Source organism: Rossellomorea orangium, assembly GCF_019334305.1.
In the GTDB taxonomy this organism is placed as follows: Bacteria; Bacillota; Bacilli; order Bacillales; family Bacillaceae_B; genus Rossellomorea.
The window spans coordinates 162,428-181,450 of sequence record NZ_JAHWGH010000018.1; the positions used below are offsets into that span (position 1 = coordinate 162,428).

Here is a 19,023-nt window from a genome sequence, read left to right on the forward strand (position 1 = left end):
ATTTCAACGAATAATTAATTTCTGAATTTTTATTATTTTCACTTTATTTTAACTCGTACCGATTCTTATTGCACTAAACATTTTGTAAAATGAACGTCCTTCATCATTTGTCACTATGTATATTCTTTTTTAAAAAAGTCTTCTTGTCCGTTTCTCATAAAGTACCATACTCACGTTGCGAATTTTGTAGAATAATTTAATTAAATATTAAAAATATTCAGTTTTTATTCGACAAAATTCTTAGCATCCCCCTCTTCCCCTTAATCGATACCATTCCAGCGGATAAATTTCAATCATAAAAAAACAGCCTAATCTATCGAAAAGGCTGTTTTTTGTCGAAGTTATGAATTTACAGATCTCATTTTCAGTGATTGGTGCCTTACTGGTCTGTATCTTTTTACTTGTATAATAAACCAAGTCAAAACAGCTAACCATATGATCGATCCAAGCATCATCGAAGTGGAATAGGAAAGCCCAAACCCCTCTGGGGCATAAAAAATGTAGGTGCTCACCACCCCTGTCATAAATAAAGCTGGCACACTGCATATCCAGTGAAATTTTGCTTTTTGCAATAAATAAATGGCTGCCGTCCATAACATGACTGTCGCAACTACCTGGTTCGACCAGCCGACATATCTCCATAGAAAGGTATAATCGATTTGAGTCAAGAGGAATGTAGGTACTGCGACTGGCACAACCAAAAGTATCGGCAACCACTTTCCTTCTACATCCTTCTTTGTTAGGTCAGTTAATAAATCAGCAAGCATCATCCGGGAGGATCTGAGTGCAGTATCCCCCGTTGTCACAGGTAGAATGATAACACCAAGGATCGCCAGTATTCCACCGAGCGTCCCCAATGTCGTTTTACTTATCTCATTGACTACACCTGCGGGTCCTCCCGAAGCAAGTGCTTCTTGAAGACCGCCTGTTCCATTGAAGAATGCCATACCCGCTGCAGCCCAAATCAAAGCGATGATTCCTTCAGCAACCATGGCCCCATAAAATACTTTTCGTCCTTCGCTCTCTCTTTTAAGCGTCCTTGCCAAAATAGGGCTTTGTGTGGAATGGAATCCCGAAATGGCACCGCAGGAAACTGTAACCATCAAAAGTGGCCACAAAGGCAGTTCAGCAGGATGCATGTTTTTAAATGATAAATTCGGTATCGGATGTTCAAAGAAGAATAAACCGATTCCGATTGCTACCGCCATAAAAATTAAAATTGCTCCAAAAACCGGATAAATCCTGCCGATGATTTTATTGATCGGTAATACTGTTGCAATCAGAAAATATGTAAAGATCAGGACCAGGCATGTCATAAAATTAAGCGGTGTCACTTCTGCCATAAGTTGTGCGGGTCCGGAAGTGAAGGCAGCCGCTACTAGAATCATTAATACGATTGATAGAATATTCATGAGAGATTGGAGAGACTTCCCTAAATATTTCCCTACAATGAAAGGAAACTGTGCCCCATTATGTCTAAGAGAAAGCATCCCGGAGAAATAATCATGAACAGCACCTGCGAACAATGTACCGATAACAATCCATATAAAGGCTACAGGACCATACAATGCCCCTAGTATTGCCCCGAAGATCGGACCTAACCCCGCAATGTTCAAGAGTTGAACCAGGCTTGCTTTCCACCAGCTCATAGGCATATAATCCAAGCCGTCTTTTTTGGCAAATGCAGGTGTCACATTTGAATCATCAACACCGAAAATCTTTTCTACCACCTTTGAATAAATGAAATAGCCAACTACTAGAATACAGATGGATGCAAGAAATGTGAGCATCACGATGTCCTCCCTTCACAATTGAAATTAACGTTTATTTTAATACGGAAAACGACAAATAACAACAGAATTTTCTAAAAATATTATTTTTTCAGAATAAACCAATAAAAGATCATTTCATGAAAATTGATTAAACCAATAATGAATACGCATACATTATGTTAAAAAATTTTTATAATATAATCAAAAACGCATCCCCTCCAGGAATGCGCCGCAACTCCATAAACTGTTATAACTTCCTTCTTCTAAATTCTTCATGAGCCTTCAAAAATTCTTTATTATTTTTTTCAGTTGCAATCTCCAAGGGCGATTGAGTCTTTTCTGACTGCATGCATGGTTCTTCTCCATAAGCAAGAAGCATAGTCACAATCTCTGCACTCCCATCAAAAGCAGCAATATGTAAAGGCGTGTGCCCCGATGAATCGGGTTGATTTACATTCGCTCCCTGGTTAAGCAGAAACTCCACTAATTCTTTTGAAGCCTTACCTGCAATTCCGGCATGCAAAGCGGAGTTCGAAGGAATATAAGAAACTTTTGAATTGGATACGGAATTGATATCGGCTCCAAAATTAAGCAGGAGCTTAACAATTTCCATATGATCGAAATGCGCCGCCACCCCGAGGGCCGTTAAACCATGTTCATTATCCGCGTTACAAAGATTTGTATCATTTCTTAACATTTGTTCCACTTTCGTGTTATCGCCTCTTTCGATTGCCTCAAAAAACTCTTGAATTGTTATAGTTGTCATGAACTCACCTCTTTTTTTTCATAATTACAAATATTCTACCAATTCCATTCAACAAAAGATAGGGATGACTGCCAAAATAGGCAGTCATCCCTATGAATCATTACTGATCTAATTTTAACTTAGCTAAAGCATCGGCCAAAGCAGTATTGACAGGCTCTTCTTTTTGCTGTGTTTTCAAATATTTATTAACATCCCGTTTTGTTGCTTTGCTATTCTTTTCTTTCTTTTTCCTATCGTTGAAGGTTGATAGTTTTTCTCTATGCCCACATACACAAGTGAACATTTGGCCTTCCCCTTCTCCCCTTAATTCCAGACGCTTATGGCAGTTCGGGCAGCGGGCATTGGTTTTCTTGCTAATATTCTTACGATGTCCACATTCACGATCTTGGCAAACAAGTTTCTTTCCATGCTTATTGTTGATTTCAAGCATCAAATTTCCACAATCCGGGCATTTTGTGCCAGTAAGATTGTCGTGTGAGAATTTCTTTGTAGAGTTCTTGATTTCACTGACGGATTTCTTCGTATAATCTTTGATTTCCTTCAGAAATTCTTGTTTTTTTAGAGATCCCTTAGCAATCTTTTCAAGCTTCTGCTCCCATTCTGCAGTCAAAGTCGGTGATCTTAGTTCATGAGGAGCCAGTTCCAATAACTGCTTTCCTTTAGAAGTGATAAAAATGTCTTTCCCTTTTGGCTCAATGACTCCGGAATTGAAGAGCTTTTCAATGATATCGGCTCTTGTTGCAACGGTACCAAGCCCCCCTGCCTCGTGGATTGTGGCGAGTAGGTCTTTATCAGTCTCTTTCATGAACTTTTTAGGGTTTTCCATAGCAGATAATAAGGTACCTTCATTAAATCTTCCTGGAGGATTTGTTTGACCTTCCGTCTCCTTAATAGAGAGGACAGCATAGACAGCCCCTTCTTCCATTTTTGAAAGCATTTGTTCGTTTTCAGAGTCAAAATCGTATACTTCTTTCCAACCGGGTTCAACGATTCTTTTCCCTTTTGTATGAAAAGACTCGGATCCTATCTTAGCTTCTACTGTCGTTTGTTCATACTGATAAGGAGCAAGAAAGACGCTGATGAAGCGCTTTACGATCAAATCATAGATTTTCCTTTCCCTATCCTGTAACCGCTGTAAGGAAGGTGTTTCTTCCGTAGGGATAATGGCGTGATGGTCTGTCACCTTCTGATCATCCACATATGCTTTAGACAGTTGCACCTGCCCCTGTAATGCGACATGCGCCATCTTTCGATAAGGCTGTACATTTACAGCTCTTAATCTGTCCTTAAGGGTGCTCACCATGTCACTCGATAGGTGTCGACTGTCTGTCCTGGGGTAAGTCACCAACTTATGCTGCTCATATAACTTTTGCATAATGGAAAGGGTTTCTTTAGCTGAATAGCCGAAGAGTTTATGTGCATCTCTCTGCAATTCAGTCAAATCATAAAGGGATGGTGCAAAATTTTTCTTCAGTGTCTTCTTAACTGATTGAATGGTGATTTCTTTCTTTCCTTTAATTGATGACATGACTGAGGTCATTTCTTCTTTTGAAAACGTTCGTGTATCTTTATTCTTTCTGTTAGTCCATACGAAGGTTCCTTTTTCTGTTACCGCCTGTATTCCATAATAAGTCTGTGGCTTGAAATTCTTGATTTCTTCTTCCCGCTGAGCAATGATGCTTAGTGTTGGGGTTTGTACACGCCCACAGGATAATTGTGCGTTATGTTTGGTTGTAAGCGCTCTCGTTGCATTCATCCCTACATACCAATCAGCTTCGGATCTAGCCTGAGCTGCCGCATATAGGTTTTCGTATCTTTTTGCATCTTGGAGATTGCGGAAACCGTCCTTTATGGCTTTATCGGTCACAGAAGAAATCCATAATCGTTTTAACGGTTTGTTCACCCGGGCTTTCTCAATGATCCAGCGGGCAACTAGCTCACCTTCACGACCAGCATCTGTCGCAATGACGATTTCCTTTACATCCGAACGATTCATTTGTGCTTTTACTGTACTGTATTGCTTTCCTGTCTTCTTAATTACTACCAGATTGAGGGCTGGTGGAAGCATGGGTAAATCCTCAAGCTTCCATGATTTATAGCGATCATCATAGCTTTCAGGCTCTGCAAGGGTCACCAGGTGGCCAAGTGCCCATGTGACAATATAATCGTCCCCTTCCAGAAATCCATTTCCTTTTTTCGTGCATTGAAGTACTCTAGCGATATCTCTGCCGACAGAAGGTTTTTCTGCCAGGACTAAGATCTTTTTCATGTGAAAAATCCTTTCATTACTGGGTGTATATTTTCTATATCTTTTCTATTTTAACATACAATAAAAAGAGTAGTGCATATTGGTTCACGACTTCATGGAGAATGTACTATACTTAGAAATGTTGATTTTAATAAAGGAGCCATTGACTATTGCAGCAAGATACACGAAAAAGCTCCTTCCTTCCTCATGAGGCTTGGGGCATTATCATCATTTTATTAATCAGTATACTATCTAAAGGTCTTGGAACGCTTTTCCCACTGATCGGAAGCTTATTATTCGCAATCTTGATTGGAGCATTCCTCCAAAATACAATGAATCTCCCTGAGGATTTTAATCCGGGTATTCAGTTCACTTTAAAGATTCTATTAAAGGTAGCAATCGTTTTTCTTGGAGTTGGACTTAGTCTCTATGACATCTTCTATATTGGGCAAAAAGCACTTTGGGTAATCTTTTTCTCGGTTTCAATCGGGATTACCGCCACTTATTTTGTAGGTAAATGGATGGGGGTCGACAAACGATTGAGCCTGTTGATCGGTATCGGCACCAGTATATGCGGGGCCACGGCTATTTCAGCCGTAAAAGGGATCATTGGGGCAAAAGAAGATGAAACCGCTTATGCGCTTTCTACAGTCGTTTTCTTTAATCTTATTGCATTTGCCACCTACCCTGTCATCGGTCACCTGCTTCATATGTCAGATCTATCCTTTGGAATCTGGGCAGGTACAGCAGTCCATGACACGTCTTCTGCGGTTGCTGTAGGATATGCGTACGGAGATGATGCCGGGGAAGTTGCGACGACGGTCAAGCTAGCCAGGACATTATTTCTTATTCCGGTCATGTTTATTCTCCCTTTCATTATAAGGAAGAAACACACAGGTGAATCTCAGTACAAAAAGGTATTCCCATGGTTTGTGTTATTGTTCTTGGCTGTGTCCGTGCTGCACACATTTGAAATGATACCTTTCACGATCGAGACGGCTCTTCAGAATTCTTCCAAGTTTTTGATCATCATGGTCATGACAGCTGTAGGGCTTCAAGTGAGAGTGAATGATATCAAACGTTTAGGAATCAAACCCCTCCTGACGGGACTTATTGCTTCTTTTACTTGTGCCATCATCAGCATATTTCTCATTCTTTAACATAAAGAAAACCAATCATCACACGGTGATTGGTTTTCTTGAATAAAAAAAGAGCATCTGGACAGATGCCCGCTGTTTCTTTATCCATTCTGCGACGAATAAAATTAGCTAAGAAGGAAAACTAGGAAGAGGCCGTCTTCCTAGTTAACGTTATTCTTCGTCGCCTTCTAAGAAGTCTGGATCTAACTCTTCAAACTCTTCATCATCCAAGTCACAATCCCAGTCTTCATCGTCACAACCTTCTGGATTCACAAGGACACATACTTTTGTTTCTCCAATAACTTCCACTAGGAATTCTCGTTCGACGTGAACGATGATTTTGTTACCGTTTGGTGAAATTACCGCTTCGCAGCAATTAGGCTGTTGTAGTACTCGAGCACATACTTCAATATCATCTAAGCAGTCGGGGTCACGGTATTTAAGTTTGATGCAGTCTGTATATTCTACTCTTTCAGTGACAACGGAAGTTTTTGTGTTGTCGCTGTGGGAGTACCATACGTTGATATCGTAAGAACCGTGAACTTCTACCTTCTTGCCTACTTTGTGTGCTTCATACTGATGATTAATGATCCAGCAGCCTAAAATGCTCGATGGATTATGCGGCGGGCAAATCGTATGATGAGACTGTGTAAATTTGCGTCCCTTCGCTACGACCGCTTTAGTGATAATCTCTCTATATTCTGCCATTCGAGCGAACCTCCTCATTCATTTTCAATTCATCTTATGCGACTAACTAGGTGTTTGTGCGAGTAAATTTAATTCCGTAATGGGATTGTTGCGAGATAATGTATTGTATGCGAATACCCATTGAAGGTTCCGGAATGCACTTCACGCTGACATTGAAATAATGGTAAACTTAGAAAGAATTCAAGTTCATATTAATGAGGAGGAAGCAAATATGGCAAAAAGTAAAGCAAAGAAGAAAAGAGACCATCAATTACGGAATACAGGTCGTGACGTATCGATTCACCGGGGTACTACTCCTGATTTTTCGACCATGATGAGGAGAACGAAAACCAAAAAAGAATCATTGCTAAAAGAACAGACAAAACACAAAAAACGACCTTTGCCAGGAAATGATATCCCTTTAAGCAAAGATCGTTTTTTTATTGGTTTTTATTTTTCAGTTAAGAACAGCTTCCAGGTGTTGAGTTTTTCACATGAGAACCCGTTTCACCGCGGAGTAGGTCTCCCCCGGTGGTTTCAATAATGTGATCGGTCACATTATTAGAGATAACCGAAGCAACGATTTGAAGTAAATCATTCACATCTGTTTGTGACTCCTTAAATTGTTGGACAACCGGAATTTCATCGATTTCTTTTTCAAGATTTTCTATTTTTGCTTCCACCATTTTTAGTGCTTCAATTTTTCCGTAGTGCTGGAAGTTAACGGCCTGTTTTTGTAAACTCTTGATACTGGCGATCATTTCACGGACTTTCTGATTTTCATGGATCTGTGCTTCAGCCCGTTTAAAGAAATCCACTTCCTCTGTTTCAGCAATCATGGTTGCAAGCTCCTCAGCCCGCTTCATAATATCGTCTTTTGTATACTTTGCCATATTATTTCACCTCTACCGCTTCCTGAAATTCTGTTCCAATTTGACCTTCTTCAACCATTTCCCCATCCAATGACCAGGACTTGGCATCAGTGATCTTTACTTTCACTATCTTCCCAATGGCTGTTTTAGGAGCCTTGAAGTTTACAAGTTTACTCCGTCTGGTATAGCCAGCCAAAATCTCGGGGTTCTTCTTGCTTTCTCCATCCACAAGCACCTCTACGATTTGACCCGTATAGTTCTTCATCGCCTCAGCAGAGTATTCCTTCACGACGGCATTCAAACGTTGAAGTCGTTCTTTTTTCACTTCCATCGGCACGTTGTCATTCATTTTTGCTGCAGGTGTGCCTTCACGCGGAGAGTAAATGTATGTGAATGCCGATTCAAATCCGACTTCCCTGTATAACGAAAGGGTTTCTTCGAATTGCTCATCTGTCTCATTAGGATATCCAACAATGATGTCTGTTGTAAGAGCTACATCCGGCATGGCGGCTTTTATTTTCCTCACTAATTCTAAGAATTGTTCGCGGGAATATTTTCGTGCCATGATTTTGAGAACATCTGTTGAACCTGATTGTACCGGTAAGTGAATATGCTCAACGAGATTTCCTTTCTTGGCAAGTACTTCAATTAAATGATCATCGAAATCCCTTGGATGACTTGTCGTAAATCTGATTCGCGGAATGTCTACTTTTCGAAGGTCATCCATCAGATCGCCCAGACCATATTCAATGTCTTCGATATCTTTCCCGTAGGCGTTAACATTTTGACCCAGGAGAGTGATTTCTTGATATCCTTGTGCAGCAAGGTGCCTTACTTCCTGAATGATCTCTTCAGGTCGACGGCTTCTCTCTTTCCCTCGTGTATACGGAACGATACAATACGTACAGAACTTATCACAGCCGTACATAATGTTGACCCAAGCTTTGATGTTGCCACGGCGTACCTTTGGAAGGTTCTCAATGACGTCACCTTCTTTAGACCAAACCTCTACGACCATTGCTTTGGACATATAAGCATCAGAAAGGATTTTAGGAAGGCGATGGATATTATGAGTTCCAAAGATCATGTCCACCTGTTGATAGGTTTTCAAAATTTTATTTACGACCGATTCTTCCTGGGACATACATCCGCAGACGCCGATCAACAGCTCCGGCTTTTCCCTTTTTAAATGTTTCAGATGCCCCAATTCCCCGAACACCTTATTTTCTGCATTTTCACGGATGGCACATGTATTTAATAGGATGACATCTGCATCGTCTGTCGAATTTGTCGCTTCATAACCAAGAGCCATGAAAATCCCGGCCATCACTTCAGTATCATGTTCATTCATCTGACAACCATAGGTCCGGATGTAGAATTTCTTTCCTTCTCCAAGTCCTCTATATAGGTCATCGATTGTAAAGTCATTATGATATTTGATTTCTTCTTTCCCACGCTTCTTTGCATCTTTTAAGGAAGGTGGGATATAGACACTCTCAAAGTACTTGCTGTAATCTTTATCAGATTTTTGGTCCGTTGGAGATACAGACTTCACTTGTTGTCCATGTTTCCGCTGCTCTTCGTTCATGAAAAATCCCCTTTCTACCTCTATAACCAAACCGTTTTCTTCTATATATAAAGCCGGCCGAATTAACAGGATATACATTGTTGCACATTACTATAGTATAAAGGTTTTCAACCTTACATACAATAGAGGCGCTTAAGTGTTGAAAAATGTTTCATTCCTATTTTAGCTAGTAAATCAGCTGTCCTTTGATAGTTTCTCTACATATCCATTCTTTTTCAAACAAACTGGTAAACATCTTCATCTGCCCTTTGAGGTTAAACAATGAGCGATTTTGTACCGTAAGTCTATTTTTATCGTTTTAGGCTAGAGGCTCAATCGAATATTCCTTTATGGACGTATGATAAATAGTAGTAAATTGTAAAGGAGTGTAAAAAAATGAGTTATAGTCAAAATTCAAAGACCCAGGACACATATTTCCATGAGGAATATTCAAACCATAAATGCCGGGAATCTCATTCCAAGCATTATGATCATTGCGTCAAAGACGTATTAGAAGCCATCCTTGAAGCTCAGAAGAAAGTAAAGAAAGACCACAGCTGCGAGACATCCTGTAAAAAGTCCATTGAGGATTTGCTATGTGAAAAAAAGAAACACAAAAAGAATACCATCCCCTTTATTTTATATTGTGGATGCGAGCCATTTAAAGGCACTGGTGTCACAACCTATCATTGTCATTCAAAAAAGAATAAAACATTCAAATGTATTGAAACCTATGTCTTCAAAATAATAGACCTGGATCACAAATGTGCGACCCTTGAATTATTAACATTTAAATCGGACCATAAGGGTGATTCTCACTCTCATCATGATCATAAGTGTGGACTCTCTTCTCCTTGTAAACAGATAGACCACAAAAGTGTGGAGGACTTGATGGAAACCGGAATATGTATCACTGTAGACTTGTCTTGTTTCTGTGCTATTACCTGCCTGCCCGCCGTCCATTTATAAAAATCCACACATAAAAAAAGGTGAACGAAAATCGTTCACCTTTTTTCATCCTCCAAACGCCTCAAGCAAATCGTCGATTTCTTTTAATCCTACGGTTGTAGGATCCTGTTCTTTTCGACTCACGATGGTACATTCGTTTGAGCTCTTAGAGGAATCATATCCATTTTGAAGAAGAAGTCTTTTTAAACTTGATAATTCTTCAAGTATGGCATGATCTGATGCCACATTACCTTGAACAGTTTTAGAGTGATGTAAGTAATCATGCAAAGCAGAAAAAATAAAATGACTCAACGTATTGTTTTTAGAATGATAAGCGATTTGATCCTGTATCTTTGAAGTGATGGCTTCTGTTTCCCCAGTTTTTACATTGATGAAACTCTCTGGGATCGTTAGAATCGTTTCTTGAAAGTAATCTGAGTATTTCCTAGGCATTTCCATCACCCTTTAGCTCTTTGTATATTCAATTTGTGCAGGATTGTTTTTTAATTGATTTAATTTTGCAAGAATCATAAGACCCGACACATTTAACTTTTCCATATTGGAAGGGAAAAATAATTCTATTGGGCGTCCTCTTTCTGCCCATTTCACTGCCGCTTCCCTTATATGAGATTCGGCTATTTTAGCGGCTCCACCTACGGCAATGTATTTGACAGCCCCTTTGATTTCATTTGAGCTATTTCTGACCCGGTCGAAATGCTCCAGATATTTAATCGCCAATGATTTTAACTGTGGAATGATATATTTGCTTATATCCTTTTTCACACCTGCGAATGGTTCTACATACCACTCGGATTGACCGGCCACCAGCTTTTCCTCAAGTTCAGATCTTGAATCGAACTTGTATAACTCATACTTACTGACCTTTTGTATGATATGATCTAAAAACTGGTTAATCCCAAATGGCTCACCCTCAATGGATGCCACTGGCTTATTGTTTTTGATCCCCACAAAATCGACTGAGTCTCCCCCAAGATCACCAATGAGGATTCCTTTGGCAGAATCCTGTAAGAGAGATTCATCTTTCACTCCCAATGTCTCACTATCCCGGGTTAACGCCAGGTAGGCACAGGCTCCTTCAGCACCGATAATGGCATTTTTAATATGAAGTCTTACGACAATTTCTTTAGGAGCGATCATTCCTGGAACCTTATGGAGATACACGGTATGAGTCCCGATCAATCGGCTTTTCAATGTATCTTTCCGTTCTTTATATTGAGTAGTCGGCAATGAAACCGCCAATTGATCGATTTCAAAAGTGACATCAGTATCAGATTGATTGTTTATTACGGCATGATGGGCCAACAGTCCAAACAAGAGGGTATAAGTACGGTCTTCGTCTACTTTCTGATTATTAAACGAGGTTAAGCTCACATTACGCTGTCTCGCTGCTGCTTTACCGATATAAAAGGTATCTCTCTTCTCATACAACGCTGAACTGTTCACTTCGACAATTAAATTGTCTTCTAATAAAACATCCTCATCATCGTAAGGTTTCTCATAAAATTCCTCGTCAAATAAAGCAATTGCATTTGGCATGAAATACTCTGTTGTTTCACCTTTTATTGAAACAATCGCTTTATAAAAGCTGTTCCCTAAGTCCACCGCAACATAATTATGCCTATCCATTACATCCTCCTCCTTCCTTAAAGCCTATGCCGGGATAGAAATCATCTGTGCACGTACCCAGTCATAAATTTTTCAGTCCTATATCGTAATGTGTAAAAAGAACGATTTCTACTAGGAGCTTTTTCTCTAGTAAATTTCCACTCTTATACTGATTCATTTAACCACTCTTAATAGATTCTTTCAGCATACTATAAAGTGTAGTTTAAATAATGTTTATTAAATAGGAGGAAAAAAAATGAGTGATTATAATAAGAATAGAAATTGTGTGAGCGTAGATAAGTCTGCTTCACTCGATCACTGCGACAACACAACAGTCGACCCCATTCTAACCCCGGCAGGTGAAAGAATTGTCCATGTTCCAGTAGATTTAGGAGTATATCGTGTATCTAGCAATCTTGAAGCACATATTAAATTCCCTGAGCCAGTGATGGAAATCAAAGATGTGAAAAAGAAAGTGGAAATTGTCCAGTGCCGATTAATGACGATTCCAACCAGCAATGGAGACTTCAGTGAAGATGGGACACAATTTCCCCTGTTATTATCAGGTTATGTACGTAAAAACATCCAATATGCTACACCATGTGGGGGATCTGGATTCGATGGATCCTGTGTATCTTCAGACATTAAATCCTTGACGGTCCGCGTCCCTTTTAAATGCATGACTACGATTACCCTTGAATCTCCAGTCCAACTCCCAAGAACGAATAACCGTCAGGAATTTGATTTCTTTAGAGCTCAAGAACTAGGGACAGGCTATCCTGAAAAGGATCAATATTTATCAAATGACATCTCCCAATTCCATCAATACTGCACGAATTACTATAATCAACTTCCATATTGCGAATTGCTTTCAAGCAGCATTCTAGAGTGGGATGAATCTACAGATCGTGTATCTGAAGGTCCAGTAGGTGAAGGATACTTTTACAATATGCTTGAAAAAATGTCCATCAACTTTACTGTAAAAGTATTACAAAAACAGCAAGTCCGTATTAACGCATTATAAGCAGTTGCCCAGTATCATCAGCACTCCCCCTACTGTATGAATACAGTAGGGGGAATGCTTTTTTTCACGTATCCCTAAGTGGTTGTAAATCATTCTTGATTCATTTGTCTTTTTACATATAGGCTCAGGCCCAAACAACAATTAATCTAAATCATAAGATGGCATTATCTTGCTTTAGGAGGCCCCTTATGTTTGATAACCATAATAAAATGTCTGATTGTCATGCAACGTCAAATATGCATGATTGTAAAAGCCAGTGTCACCATCCAAAAGTCAGTATTGGAAAAATCGTGACCAAAGTTCCTGTTGTATTGGCTGAACTGACACTACAGGTAAATGTAGATGCGACGATTACCTTTCCAGAAGCCGTTCTGGAAATTAAAGATATTAAAAAAACGATAAAATTAACCCAGTGCAGACTTCTACTTCCTTCTAATAAACTCTTTGTAAAAGGGTTTGTCCGAAAAAACATCCAATATGCAAGCCCTTGTAAAGAAATTGAAGAATCGTCCAACTTTTCGATCGCATCAGATCTTCACTCTTACACCGTAGATATACCCTTTCAATGTGTGACAGCCATTAAGCATTTCTTATCAATGCCTGTCATGCCAGAAGTAAATAATCGTCAGGAATTTGACTTCCTTATCTCGAAACCATTGCCGTCCGGGTATCCAGAAAAAGATGAATTACTAACACACGATTTATCTCAGTTCCATCAGGAAAGTCATCAATATTACAACGAAATTCCTTACTGTGAATTAGTTTCCAGTAAAATCATCGAGTGGGATGAAGCGATCGATCGCTGTCCCCTTCCTCATTCCGGTCCGATTGGAGAAGGCTACTTCCGCACAATTGAAGAAAAAATGGTCATAGACCTATGTGTTAAAGTCCTTCAGACCCAGCAAATCCGGGTAACCTCCACTACGAATGATGATTGCGACTGAAAATGACAATTCATTCATTACTGAGAGGAGGCAGCGGATTGAGTGTAATCCTAAAGCGCACCAATCCCCGTGAAAATGAGAGATAAGAACATGGATGAAATAGAAAACCATTTCATGAAACGGATGGAAGAAAACGAAAAAACCAGACAAAAAATAACTAATAATCATTCATCTCAGCCTTCATTTTCTCTATTTAATCTTACCCAGAAACAAGATTCTTCCGTTGAAGAGAGTGTAACGAATAACACGAATATTTCAAAAGATATTATTTTGCTCAGGGAATCTCAGGTCAAGAGTGATTCTTCCCCTACATTTTTCCCTCCTCCAAAGGTGATGGATGTGGAAATAAACCAAGAAGAGACTATGAGTGGTACCGATGGGTCAGAAGATGAATCGAAGGAAATGAAGGAATTGGTGCAGGATTACGAGGAAATGGATAGTCCTAATGAAAGTCACAGCCTCGATCAATTGACTTCCGATGATGATAACGAGATTGAGCCCTCATTGGTTGATGAACTTCCCATTGAGGATCTCGAAGTAGGAACTGAATCTGCCTCGATAAGAGAAGAGATCTTTATGATGTTGGAGGAAGAGATGGAGGAAGAAGCAAATCTCCTTAAAGTACAAGAAAATGATCAAATACATGCTCTATCCTCTATCGAACAAAGTGGTATATCTAACGACGATACATTTGAAGAAAGTAATCTCAACTCTATTCTGGATCTTGATTCTGTTGATCATCATCAGCCTTCATTCAATCAATTTTTAGAAACCATTTACTGTGAAAAAAAATCAAATCCGGTAGTAAGTAAAAACACTGATTTCGTTCGTTCCATCGGTTCCTTAACCTCCGTTCTCAAAAAAATTTCAACTGAGCGGGTAAAGATGAACGAAACTCAGGATATTATCAAGGAAAGCGAACATGATGATACTAAACTGACGGCACTAAAAGAACATTTCAAACATGAACTACTTTCAGCGGAGCATCTCGCGGAAGATGTGATCGAAACAGCATTTTCTGGTTCTCGTTCGTTGACTGTAAAGATCCCTGTTGTACTGTCTACATTGCGCATTGAAGTCGACATTTTTGAAGATTTGGATTTACCTTATCCAATTGAACATATACTGTCCATCAAATGGTCCATCAAATCTCTTAAGGCACATATCCCTACACCGTCTTCTATTGTATTTCTGAAAGGGACTCTTATTGCTTCGATTGAATACGTAAATTCAAGGGAAACAAGTTCTGTTCATTCTGTCAAAATCCCTATACAATGGAATCACACCAGTCCTACACGGTGGATACATCCACCGAATATTCCTATGAGTGATCAGAGAGAATATACATTCCTCGAAGATGACAGCCAAGATACAATCACTCATCAAGAAAGTCATTCTTCCTTTTGTGATTCTATTCAACATTTTCTACAAGATTACACGTTTATCAGTCAGCAAGAATGTATAAAGCAAAACGGAAGAGCAACCTTAAAAATCCAAGGATGTTTACAGTTATGTCTTCATTTTACACAAGAACAATTTGTCCAGATTCAATCGGAAAATTTACTTTAATGATAAGTATAAAAAGGAAGGGGTACACCCTCTAGGTGAACCCCTTTTGCCCTCATAAACTTTATCCTATTTGTTATCTTCGTATTCTTTTCATGCCCACCGGTAAGAACCGCGTTATAGAGTCTCCCTAAAAACAGTTACATCTCATCATTAACGTTGGATGATGTTTCGGAAACGATCAAAGACTACTTCTGGACCTTGCTGATCTTCACCTGCATCAGTATCTCCAGCCATTTGTTGTTTCTTTTGGGTTAATTTAATAAGAAGGTTAATGTCCATCTTTTCTGTGATTTTATTAAAACGTCCCCAATTATCAAAGTTTTCTGTAATATCCCACTGATTTACTGCAGATGCAAGAAGTTTGCATTTAATAGGCTCGTTATTGATTTCGAACGTTAATGAACCAAATTCGCAACGGGATGCACCCATTCCATCTTTAGCAAGTTCTCTTCTTTGCAACACATTTTCCTTAATGCTGAAGTCAATTCCAAATGGTTTATTGACAGGATTAGCAAGTCTCACCCGGTCATACGCTTTAAAAGGAATGTCAACACTATAATCTTTCACTACACCGTAGGAACCTTCTACATATTGAATGTTCTTGTGAACGATTCCTTCTACAAATAATTTCACGTATTCCGGGAACCCTGGTACAGGAATTGCTTTACACTGGGTGAGTGAGACGTTTTTCTCGATGTTTTTAATGGCACTTGCATAAGTTGGAAGATAAATCTCCGCTTCAGTTAAAGATTGAAGAAATACGTCTCCAAGTACGACCGTTACTTCTTCCAAGTCAAGGTCCGGTACGTATGTTTCTGTAAATAAGCTTCTAGATTCTGCTTTATCGCTTGATGGTTGTGGAGGGCATCCATGTTGACCAAATCCGCAGCCTGTATTCTTTTTCATATCTATTCACTCCTGTTAGTCATAAATTTATCAATAGAAAAGTCCAAAAGTATTGCGAAGTTAGTGAATATTCCTTTTCTATCGACTTACTATAATCTATGATTTTTTTCATGAAATGAGTGGACGAGTGTCGGTAGGCTTCAACATATTTCTAGCACTACTTCTATTATTCTAGTAAACTTCAGTCAAAAAGCCCCATACTCAGGTAAGCTACAGATGATCTTAACAGCCAGGGCTTTTTGTAACGTTTACCCAAATGGATCCATACAATAGAGTAAAAGTCTATAGGAGGAGATTACGATAAAGGAGGAAGCCAAATTATCACCTATGTACACGATTTCTGATCAAGAGGTCCTTTATTTGAAATCTGAAATAGAGAGCCTGAATAAAACGATCCGAACGCTGAAAAGTAGTTATTTATATGCAGAAAATGAGTACCATAAGGACCAACTTCAAAAGGTGCAGGAGGAATTGACCCTTGCTCACCGACACCTGGATGAGAACGAAACAGTTGAACGTGAACTCATTAAAGACCGAAACTTGTTTCAAGAAGGCAAGGAGAAATTAGAAATTCAAGTACGGGCACTTCATGACGCTTTACATGACAAGGAAGAATTACTGCAGCAGCATCAAGTAACCAAGAATGAACTCCAACAAGAGCTCCTTTCAAGCAGACTCAAGCAGAAGCAGCTATCCCAGAAAATATCGGAATTAGAGAAGAACCTACAAGACATCTCCAGTAAAAATCAATCATTGCTGGAGGAGAACATCCTCCACCTAAGAAAAATTGACAGTTTAAACAGTGATCTCCAAGGTAAAAAAAATCATATTTCAGATTTGAATTCGGCACTGGCTCATTCTGAAGATACAAAGAAAGAAATCTTTTATAACCTGATTTCAAAAACCGAAGAATTAGAAAAAGTAATGTCTGAGAGAAAACATACCATTGATTCATTGCAAATTGCGAAAGATCAATTATTAGAAGCAGAAAAACAAAAGATGGAGTACATTAAGACATTTATCAGTTCATATCAAAAACACTTTGAAGAAAATGAATGGTGGCTGTCTTCCCAATTTGCGGATATAGATCAACGAACCAAACAACAGGATGAACGAATTGAAGCGGTCGAGCAGGAACAAGAAATTCAGTTTACCCTACAGAATGAGGTGTTGGAGGAGAAGTTGGAGCAGGTTGAGCAAAGGTTTCTGAATTTCATTACGGAAGTCGACTCCATACGTGAATATAATTCCACATTGACACATAGTTTATTTGAGCTTAAGAGGCTGGTGGAGAGCCAAAAGCGCAGTCAGACACATATTATAACAGCACGTCAAAAACCTTCTGTAGAGAAGATCTCAACAATGATTGAGAGTCCATATTCTGACGATGAGAAGGAATAAAAAGAGGCTGGGACATAACAAAATCTATACACTATAAAGACGAACAATGAGATTACGTGTCACACCGCTGTTGATTTCCGTGCAAGACTTCGCTTTCCTCGGGCGGAAGGCGAGCCTCCTCACAGCTTGCGCTCCTGCGGGGTCTCACCTATTCCGCTTTTCCCGCAGGAGTCTTCGTCTTGCACTCCAATCAACATCTAGAACCTGCTTAATACAAGGATTATAAAAATTAAAAATCCGAACGAGTTAGATTTTTATCAAATCACTCGTTCGGATTTCTCTTTATCTGAAACCCTTTTGTCCCAGACTCTTTTAGTTAAAATGTAATCTTGATTTTATTATTTGAAGAAAGTTGGAGTTCCTGATCTTCAAATAAAACAAACCCTATTATGGTCGATGATTCCTGTTCTTCAAGATTATCTACCGTAAATTGTAGCCCTTCTACTGCTAGCGTTTCACCTGGAGGTATAAATGTTTCCTGTATCGACTCAACCCAATATTCTCCAGTTGAGAATGCCTTTTCAAGCCAATCCTTCCCCATATACTTCCATCCTTGTGCACCGTTTTGCCCCTGTATGGAAAAAATTTCGCTCATCTCAGGTGGAAGAATCTGTCCTCCAATTTCAATCTTATCAGGTGGATCAACCCGAAAGCAGATCTTCGGATTCGTTAAATCTACATTCCCTGTGTTCTTTATGAAAAAATCAGCTTTAATGGAATAACGTTCAGTTTTTCGATTAGGTATAACATTGTAATCAAAATATATTTCCGCATAGGGCTTCTTTTCCTGGGATTCACGGATTTTTCGGTTTGCTTTTCGCATTTTCATCTCTTCGTACGTTTTATCATCCATTTGGATGTCTTTACTCGCCTTTTTCTTATCAACCGTAATTGGATCAGCTGGCCCTGTTTGATTACTCTTCGTTTGTAATAAATGGAGAATATTTAGATCCAGTAAACTGGGCTTTTGATTACCGAGGAGTGTTTTCAAGATACATTGGGTTAGAATTGCAGGAGATTCTTTCAACAAGAACTCTTCGTCTTCGCAACTTATGGAACAACGCAAATGAGGAATGGAATGATTCTCCGACAACAAATAGTATCCCTTAAAGTGCAACTCGTCTTTATATATTGAGAGACTTTTTTTGACATTGATGGAATTCAGTCTTTCATTATAACCAACAGATATAGTTCTGCTGGCTCCCTTCCCTTTACTCGACACTAGTTCAATAAATAAATCCCCGTTCCTGATTTTCCCGGTATCACTTTTTGTAGTAACGTCAATTCCATAATCGGTTAATATCCCTGTCACTTTTTCATCAATTTGATTGTTTATACTACCATTCGGTGTGGTTACTGATAACCATACTTTCTTTCCATGAAGCGAACTTTTCACTTCCACCATTTGTTCTTCTTCGTTCAGATGAAATTGGTGGTTATTCTCCGCACAGTAAAGTTGGATGGCAGCTATGGAATGTGCCGGAATCGTTCCCCAATCATAATTGTTTATTTTTAATTTCATTAATATGCTCACCGCTCTTCATTCTTATTTGG

16 protein-coding genes and 1 pseudogene are annotated in these 19,023 nt (G+C 39.1%); 7 read left to right on the forward strand and 10 right to left on the reverse strand.

The features are described 5' to 3' along the window. Positions 1-341: 341 nt before the first annotated feature. The 3 genes from KYJ26_RS18060 to KYJ26_RS18070 form a co-directional block, all read right to left on the reverse strand. Positions 342-1,790 carry a carbon starvation CstA family protein gene (locus KYJ26_RS18060; protein ID WP_219168777.1) on the reverse strand — a complete coding sequence of 483 codons (1,449 nt, stop codon included), beginning with the start codon at positions 1,788-1,790 and terminating at the stop codon, positions 342-344. A 229-nt stretch (positions 1,791-2,019) separates the two neighbouring features. Beyond that, complete coding sequence (locus tag KYJ26_RS18065) at positions 2,020-2,538, reverse strand: ankyrin repeat domain-containing protein (protein ID WP_219168778.1); 519 nt, start codon at positions 2,536-2,538, stop codon at positions 2,020-2,022. A gap of 100 nt (positions 2,539-2,638) precedes the next feature. Next, positions 2,639-4,807, reverse strand: a complete 2,169-nt coding sequence (locus KYJ26_RS18070; protein WP_219168779.1) for a DNA topoisomerase III — start codon at positions 4,805-4,807, stop codon at positions 2,639-2,641. Between the two features lie 149 nt (positions 4,808-4,956). Here KYJ26_RS18070 and KYJ26_RS18075 point away from each other — a divergent pair, with 149 nt between their 5' ends. Next, complete coding sequence (locus tag KYJ26_RS18075; protein WP_219168780.1) at positions 4,957-5,946, forward strand: YeiH family protein; 990 nt, start codon at positions 4,957-4,959, stop codon at positions 5,944-5,946. 150 nt (positions 5,947-6,096) lie between these two features. Here the strand turns inward: KYJ26_RS18075 and KYJ26_RS18080 are convergent, their stop codons facing one another. After that, positions 6,097-6,633: an outer spore coat protein CotE gene (locus KYJ26_RS18080; RefSeq protein WP_138777630.1), complete on the reverse strand. Its 537-nt coding sequence runs from the start codon at positions 6,631-6,633 to the stop codon at positions 6,097-6,099. 211 nt (positions 6,634-6,844) lie between these two features. On the opposite strand from KYJ26_RS18080, the pseudogene KYJ26_RS24255 reads away from it, so the two are divergent. Further along, positions 6,845-7,000 (forward strand): annotated as a pseudogene (locus KYJ26_RS24255) (hypothetical protein); the annotation flags it as partial. 73 nt (positions 7,001-7,073) lie between these two features. Here the strand turns inward: KYJ26_RS24255 and KYJ26_RS18085 are convergent. Both KYJ26_RS18085 and miaB read right to left on the reverse strand, forming a co-directional pair. Continuing rightward, positions 7,074-7,505, reverse strand: coding sequence for a YlbF/YmcA family competence regulator (locus tag KYJ26_RS18085; protein ID WP_098351694.1), 432 nt, complete (start codon positions 7,503-7,505; stop codon positions 7,074-7,076). A 1-nt stretch (position 7,506) separates the two neighbouring features. Beyond that, positions 7,507-9,072 (reverse strand): tRNA (N6-isopentenyl adenosine(37)-C2)-methylthiotransferase MiaB, encoded by a 1,566-nt coding sequence (gene miaB / locus KYJ26_RS18090; protein WP_219168781.1) that lies wholly within the window; start codon positions 9,070-9,072, stop codon positions 7,507-7,509. A gap of 375 nt (positions 9,073-9,447) precedes the next feature. Here miaB and KYJ26_RS18095 point away from each other — a divergent pair, with 375 nt between their 5' ends. Continuing rightward, positions 9,448-10,020 (forward strand): CotY/CotZ family spore coat protein, encoded by a 573-nt coding sequence (locus KYJ26_RS18095; RefSeq protein ID WP_219168782.1) that lies wholly within the window; start codon positions 9,448-9,450, stop codon positions 10,018-10,020. Positions 10,021-10,065: 45 nt separating this feature from the next. Here the strand turns inward: KYJ26_RS18095 and KYJ26_RS18100 are convergent, their stop codons facing one another. Both KYJ26_RS18100 and KYJ26_RS18105 read right to left on the reverse strand, forming a co-directional pair. Then, on the reverse strand, positions 10,066-10,452 hold the full coding sequence (locus KYJ26_RS18100; RefSeq protein ID WP_219168783.1) for a hypothetical protein: 387 nt from the start codon (positions 10,450-10,452) through the stop codon (positions 10,066-10,068). Between the two features lie 12 nt (positions 10,453-10,464). Continuing rightward, positions 10,465-11,646, reverse strand: coding sequence for a ParM/StbA family protein (locus KYJ26_RS18105; protein ID WP_219168784.1), 1,182 nt, complete (start codon positions 11,644-11,646; stop codon positions 10,465-10,467). Between the two features lie 235 nt (positions 11,647-11,881). Between KYJ26_RS18105 and KYJ26_RS18110 the strand changes: the two genes are divergently transcribed. The 3 genes from KYJ26_RS18110 (at position 11,882) to KYJ26_RS18120 (ending at position 15,162) form a co-directional block, all read left to right on the forward strand. Continuing rightward, positions 11,882-12,649, forward strand: a complete 768-nt coding sequence (locus tag KYJ26_RS18110; protein ID WP_219168785.1) for a CsxC family protein — start codon at positions 11,882-11,884, stop codon at positions 12,647-12,649. 188 nt (positions 12,650-12,837) lie between these two features. Further along, on the forward strand, positions 12,838-13,593 hold the full coding sequence (locus KYJ26_RS18115) for a CsxC family protein (protein WP_219168786.1): 756 nt from the start codon (positions 12,838-12,840) through the stop codon (positions 13,591-13,593). A 90-nt stretch (positions 13,594-13,683) separates the two neighbouring features. Next, the gene (locus KYJ26_RS18120) at positions 13,684-15,162 is read left to right on the forward strand and encodes a hypothetical protein (protein ID WP_219168787.1); all 1,479 of its coding nucleotides are present in this window, start codon (positions 13,684-13,686) and stop codon (positions 15,160-15,162) included. Positions 15,163-15,312: 150 nt separating this feature from the next. Here KYJ26_RS18120 and KYJ26_RS18125 read toward each other — a convergent pair whose 3' ends face one another. Then, complete coding sequence (locus tag KYJ26_RS18125; protein ID WP_219168788.1) at positions 15,313-16,068, reverse strand: CsxC family protein; 756 nt, start codon at positions 16,066-16,068, stop codon at positions 15,313-15,315. A 360-nt stretch (positions 16,069-16,428) separates the two neighbouring features. Between KYJ26_RS18125 and KYJ26_RS18130 the strand changes: the two genes are divergently transcribed. Next, positions 16,429-17,469, forward strand: coding sequence for a coiled-coil domain-containing protein (locus tag KYJ26_RS18130; protein ID WP_219168789.1), 1,041 nt, complete (start codon positions 16,429-16,431; stop codon positions 17,467-17,469). Positions 17,470-17,785: 316 nt separating this feature from the next. Here KYJ26_RS18130 and KYJ26_RS18135 read toward each other — a convergent pair whose 3' ends face one another. After that, positions 17,786-18,991, reverse strand: a complete 1,206-nt coding sequence (locus tag KYJ26_RS18135; RefSeq protein WP_219168790.1) for a hypothetical protein — start codon at positions 18,989-18,991, stop codon at positions 17,786-17,788. Between the last annotated feature and the right edge of the window lie 32 nt (positions 18,992-19,023).

Coding starts and splice junctions, on each gene's coding strand:
- KYJ26_RS18060 (WP_219168777.1), bottom strand. CDS start 1,790: ATGCTCACATTTCTTGCATCCATCTGTATTCTAGTAGTTGGCTATTTC.
- KYJ26_RS18065 (WP_219168778.1), bottom strand. CDS start 2,538: ATGACAACTATAACAATTCAAGAGTTTTTTGAGGCAATCGAAAGAGGC.
- KYJ26_RS18070 (WP_219168779.1), bottom strand. CDS start 4,807: ATGAAAAAGATCTTAGTCCTGGCAGAAAAACCTTCTGTCGGCAGAGAT.
- KYJ26_RS18080 (WP_138777630.1), bottom strand. CDS start 6,633: ATGGCAGAATATAGAGAGATTATCACTAAAGCGGTCGTAGCGAAGGGA.
- KYJ26_RS18085 (WP_098351694.1), bottom strand. CDS start 7,505: ATGGCAAAGTATACAAAAGACGATATTATGAAGCGGGCTGAGGAGCTT.
- miaB (WP_219168781.1), bottom strand. CDS start 9,072: ATGAACGAAGAGCAGCGGAAACATGGACAACAAGTGAAGTCTGTATCT.
- KYJ26_RS18095 (WP_219168782.1), top strand. CDS start 9,448: ATGAGTTATAGTCAAAATTCAAAGACCCAGGACACATATTTCCATGAG.
- KYJ26_RS18100 (WP_219168783.1), bottom strand. CDS start 10,452: ATGCCTAGGAAATACTCAGATTACTTTCAAGAAACGATTCTAACGATC.
- KYJ26_RS18105 (WP_219168784.1), bottom strand. CDS start 11,646: ATGGATAGGCATAATTATGTTGCGGTGGACTTAGGGAACAGCTTTTAT.
- KYJ26_RS18110 (WP_219168785.1), top strand. CDS start 11,882: ATGAGTGATTATAATAAGAATAGAAATTGTGTGAGCGTAGATAAGTCT.
- KYJ26_RS18115 (WP_219168786.1), top strand. CDS start 12,838: ATGTTTGATAACCATAATAAAATGTCTGATTGTCATGCAACGTCAAAT.
- KYJ26_RS18120 (WP_219168787.1), top strand. CDS start 13,684: ATGGATGAAATAGAAAACCATTTCATGAAACGGATGGAAGAAAACGAA.
- KYJ26_RS18125 (WP_219168788.1), bottom strand. CDS start 16,068: ATGAAAAAGAATACAGGCTGCGGATTTGGTCAACATGGATGCCCTCCA.
- KYJ26_RS18135 (WP_219168790.1), bottom strand. CDS start 18,991: ATGAAATTAAAAATAAACAATTATGATTGGGGAACGATTCCGGCACAT.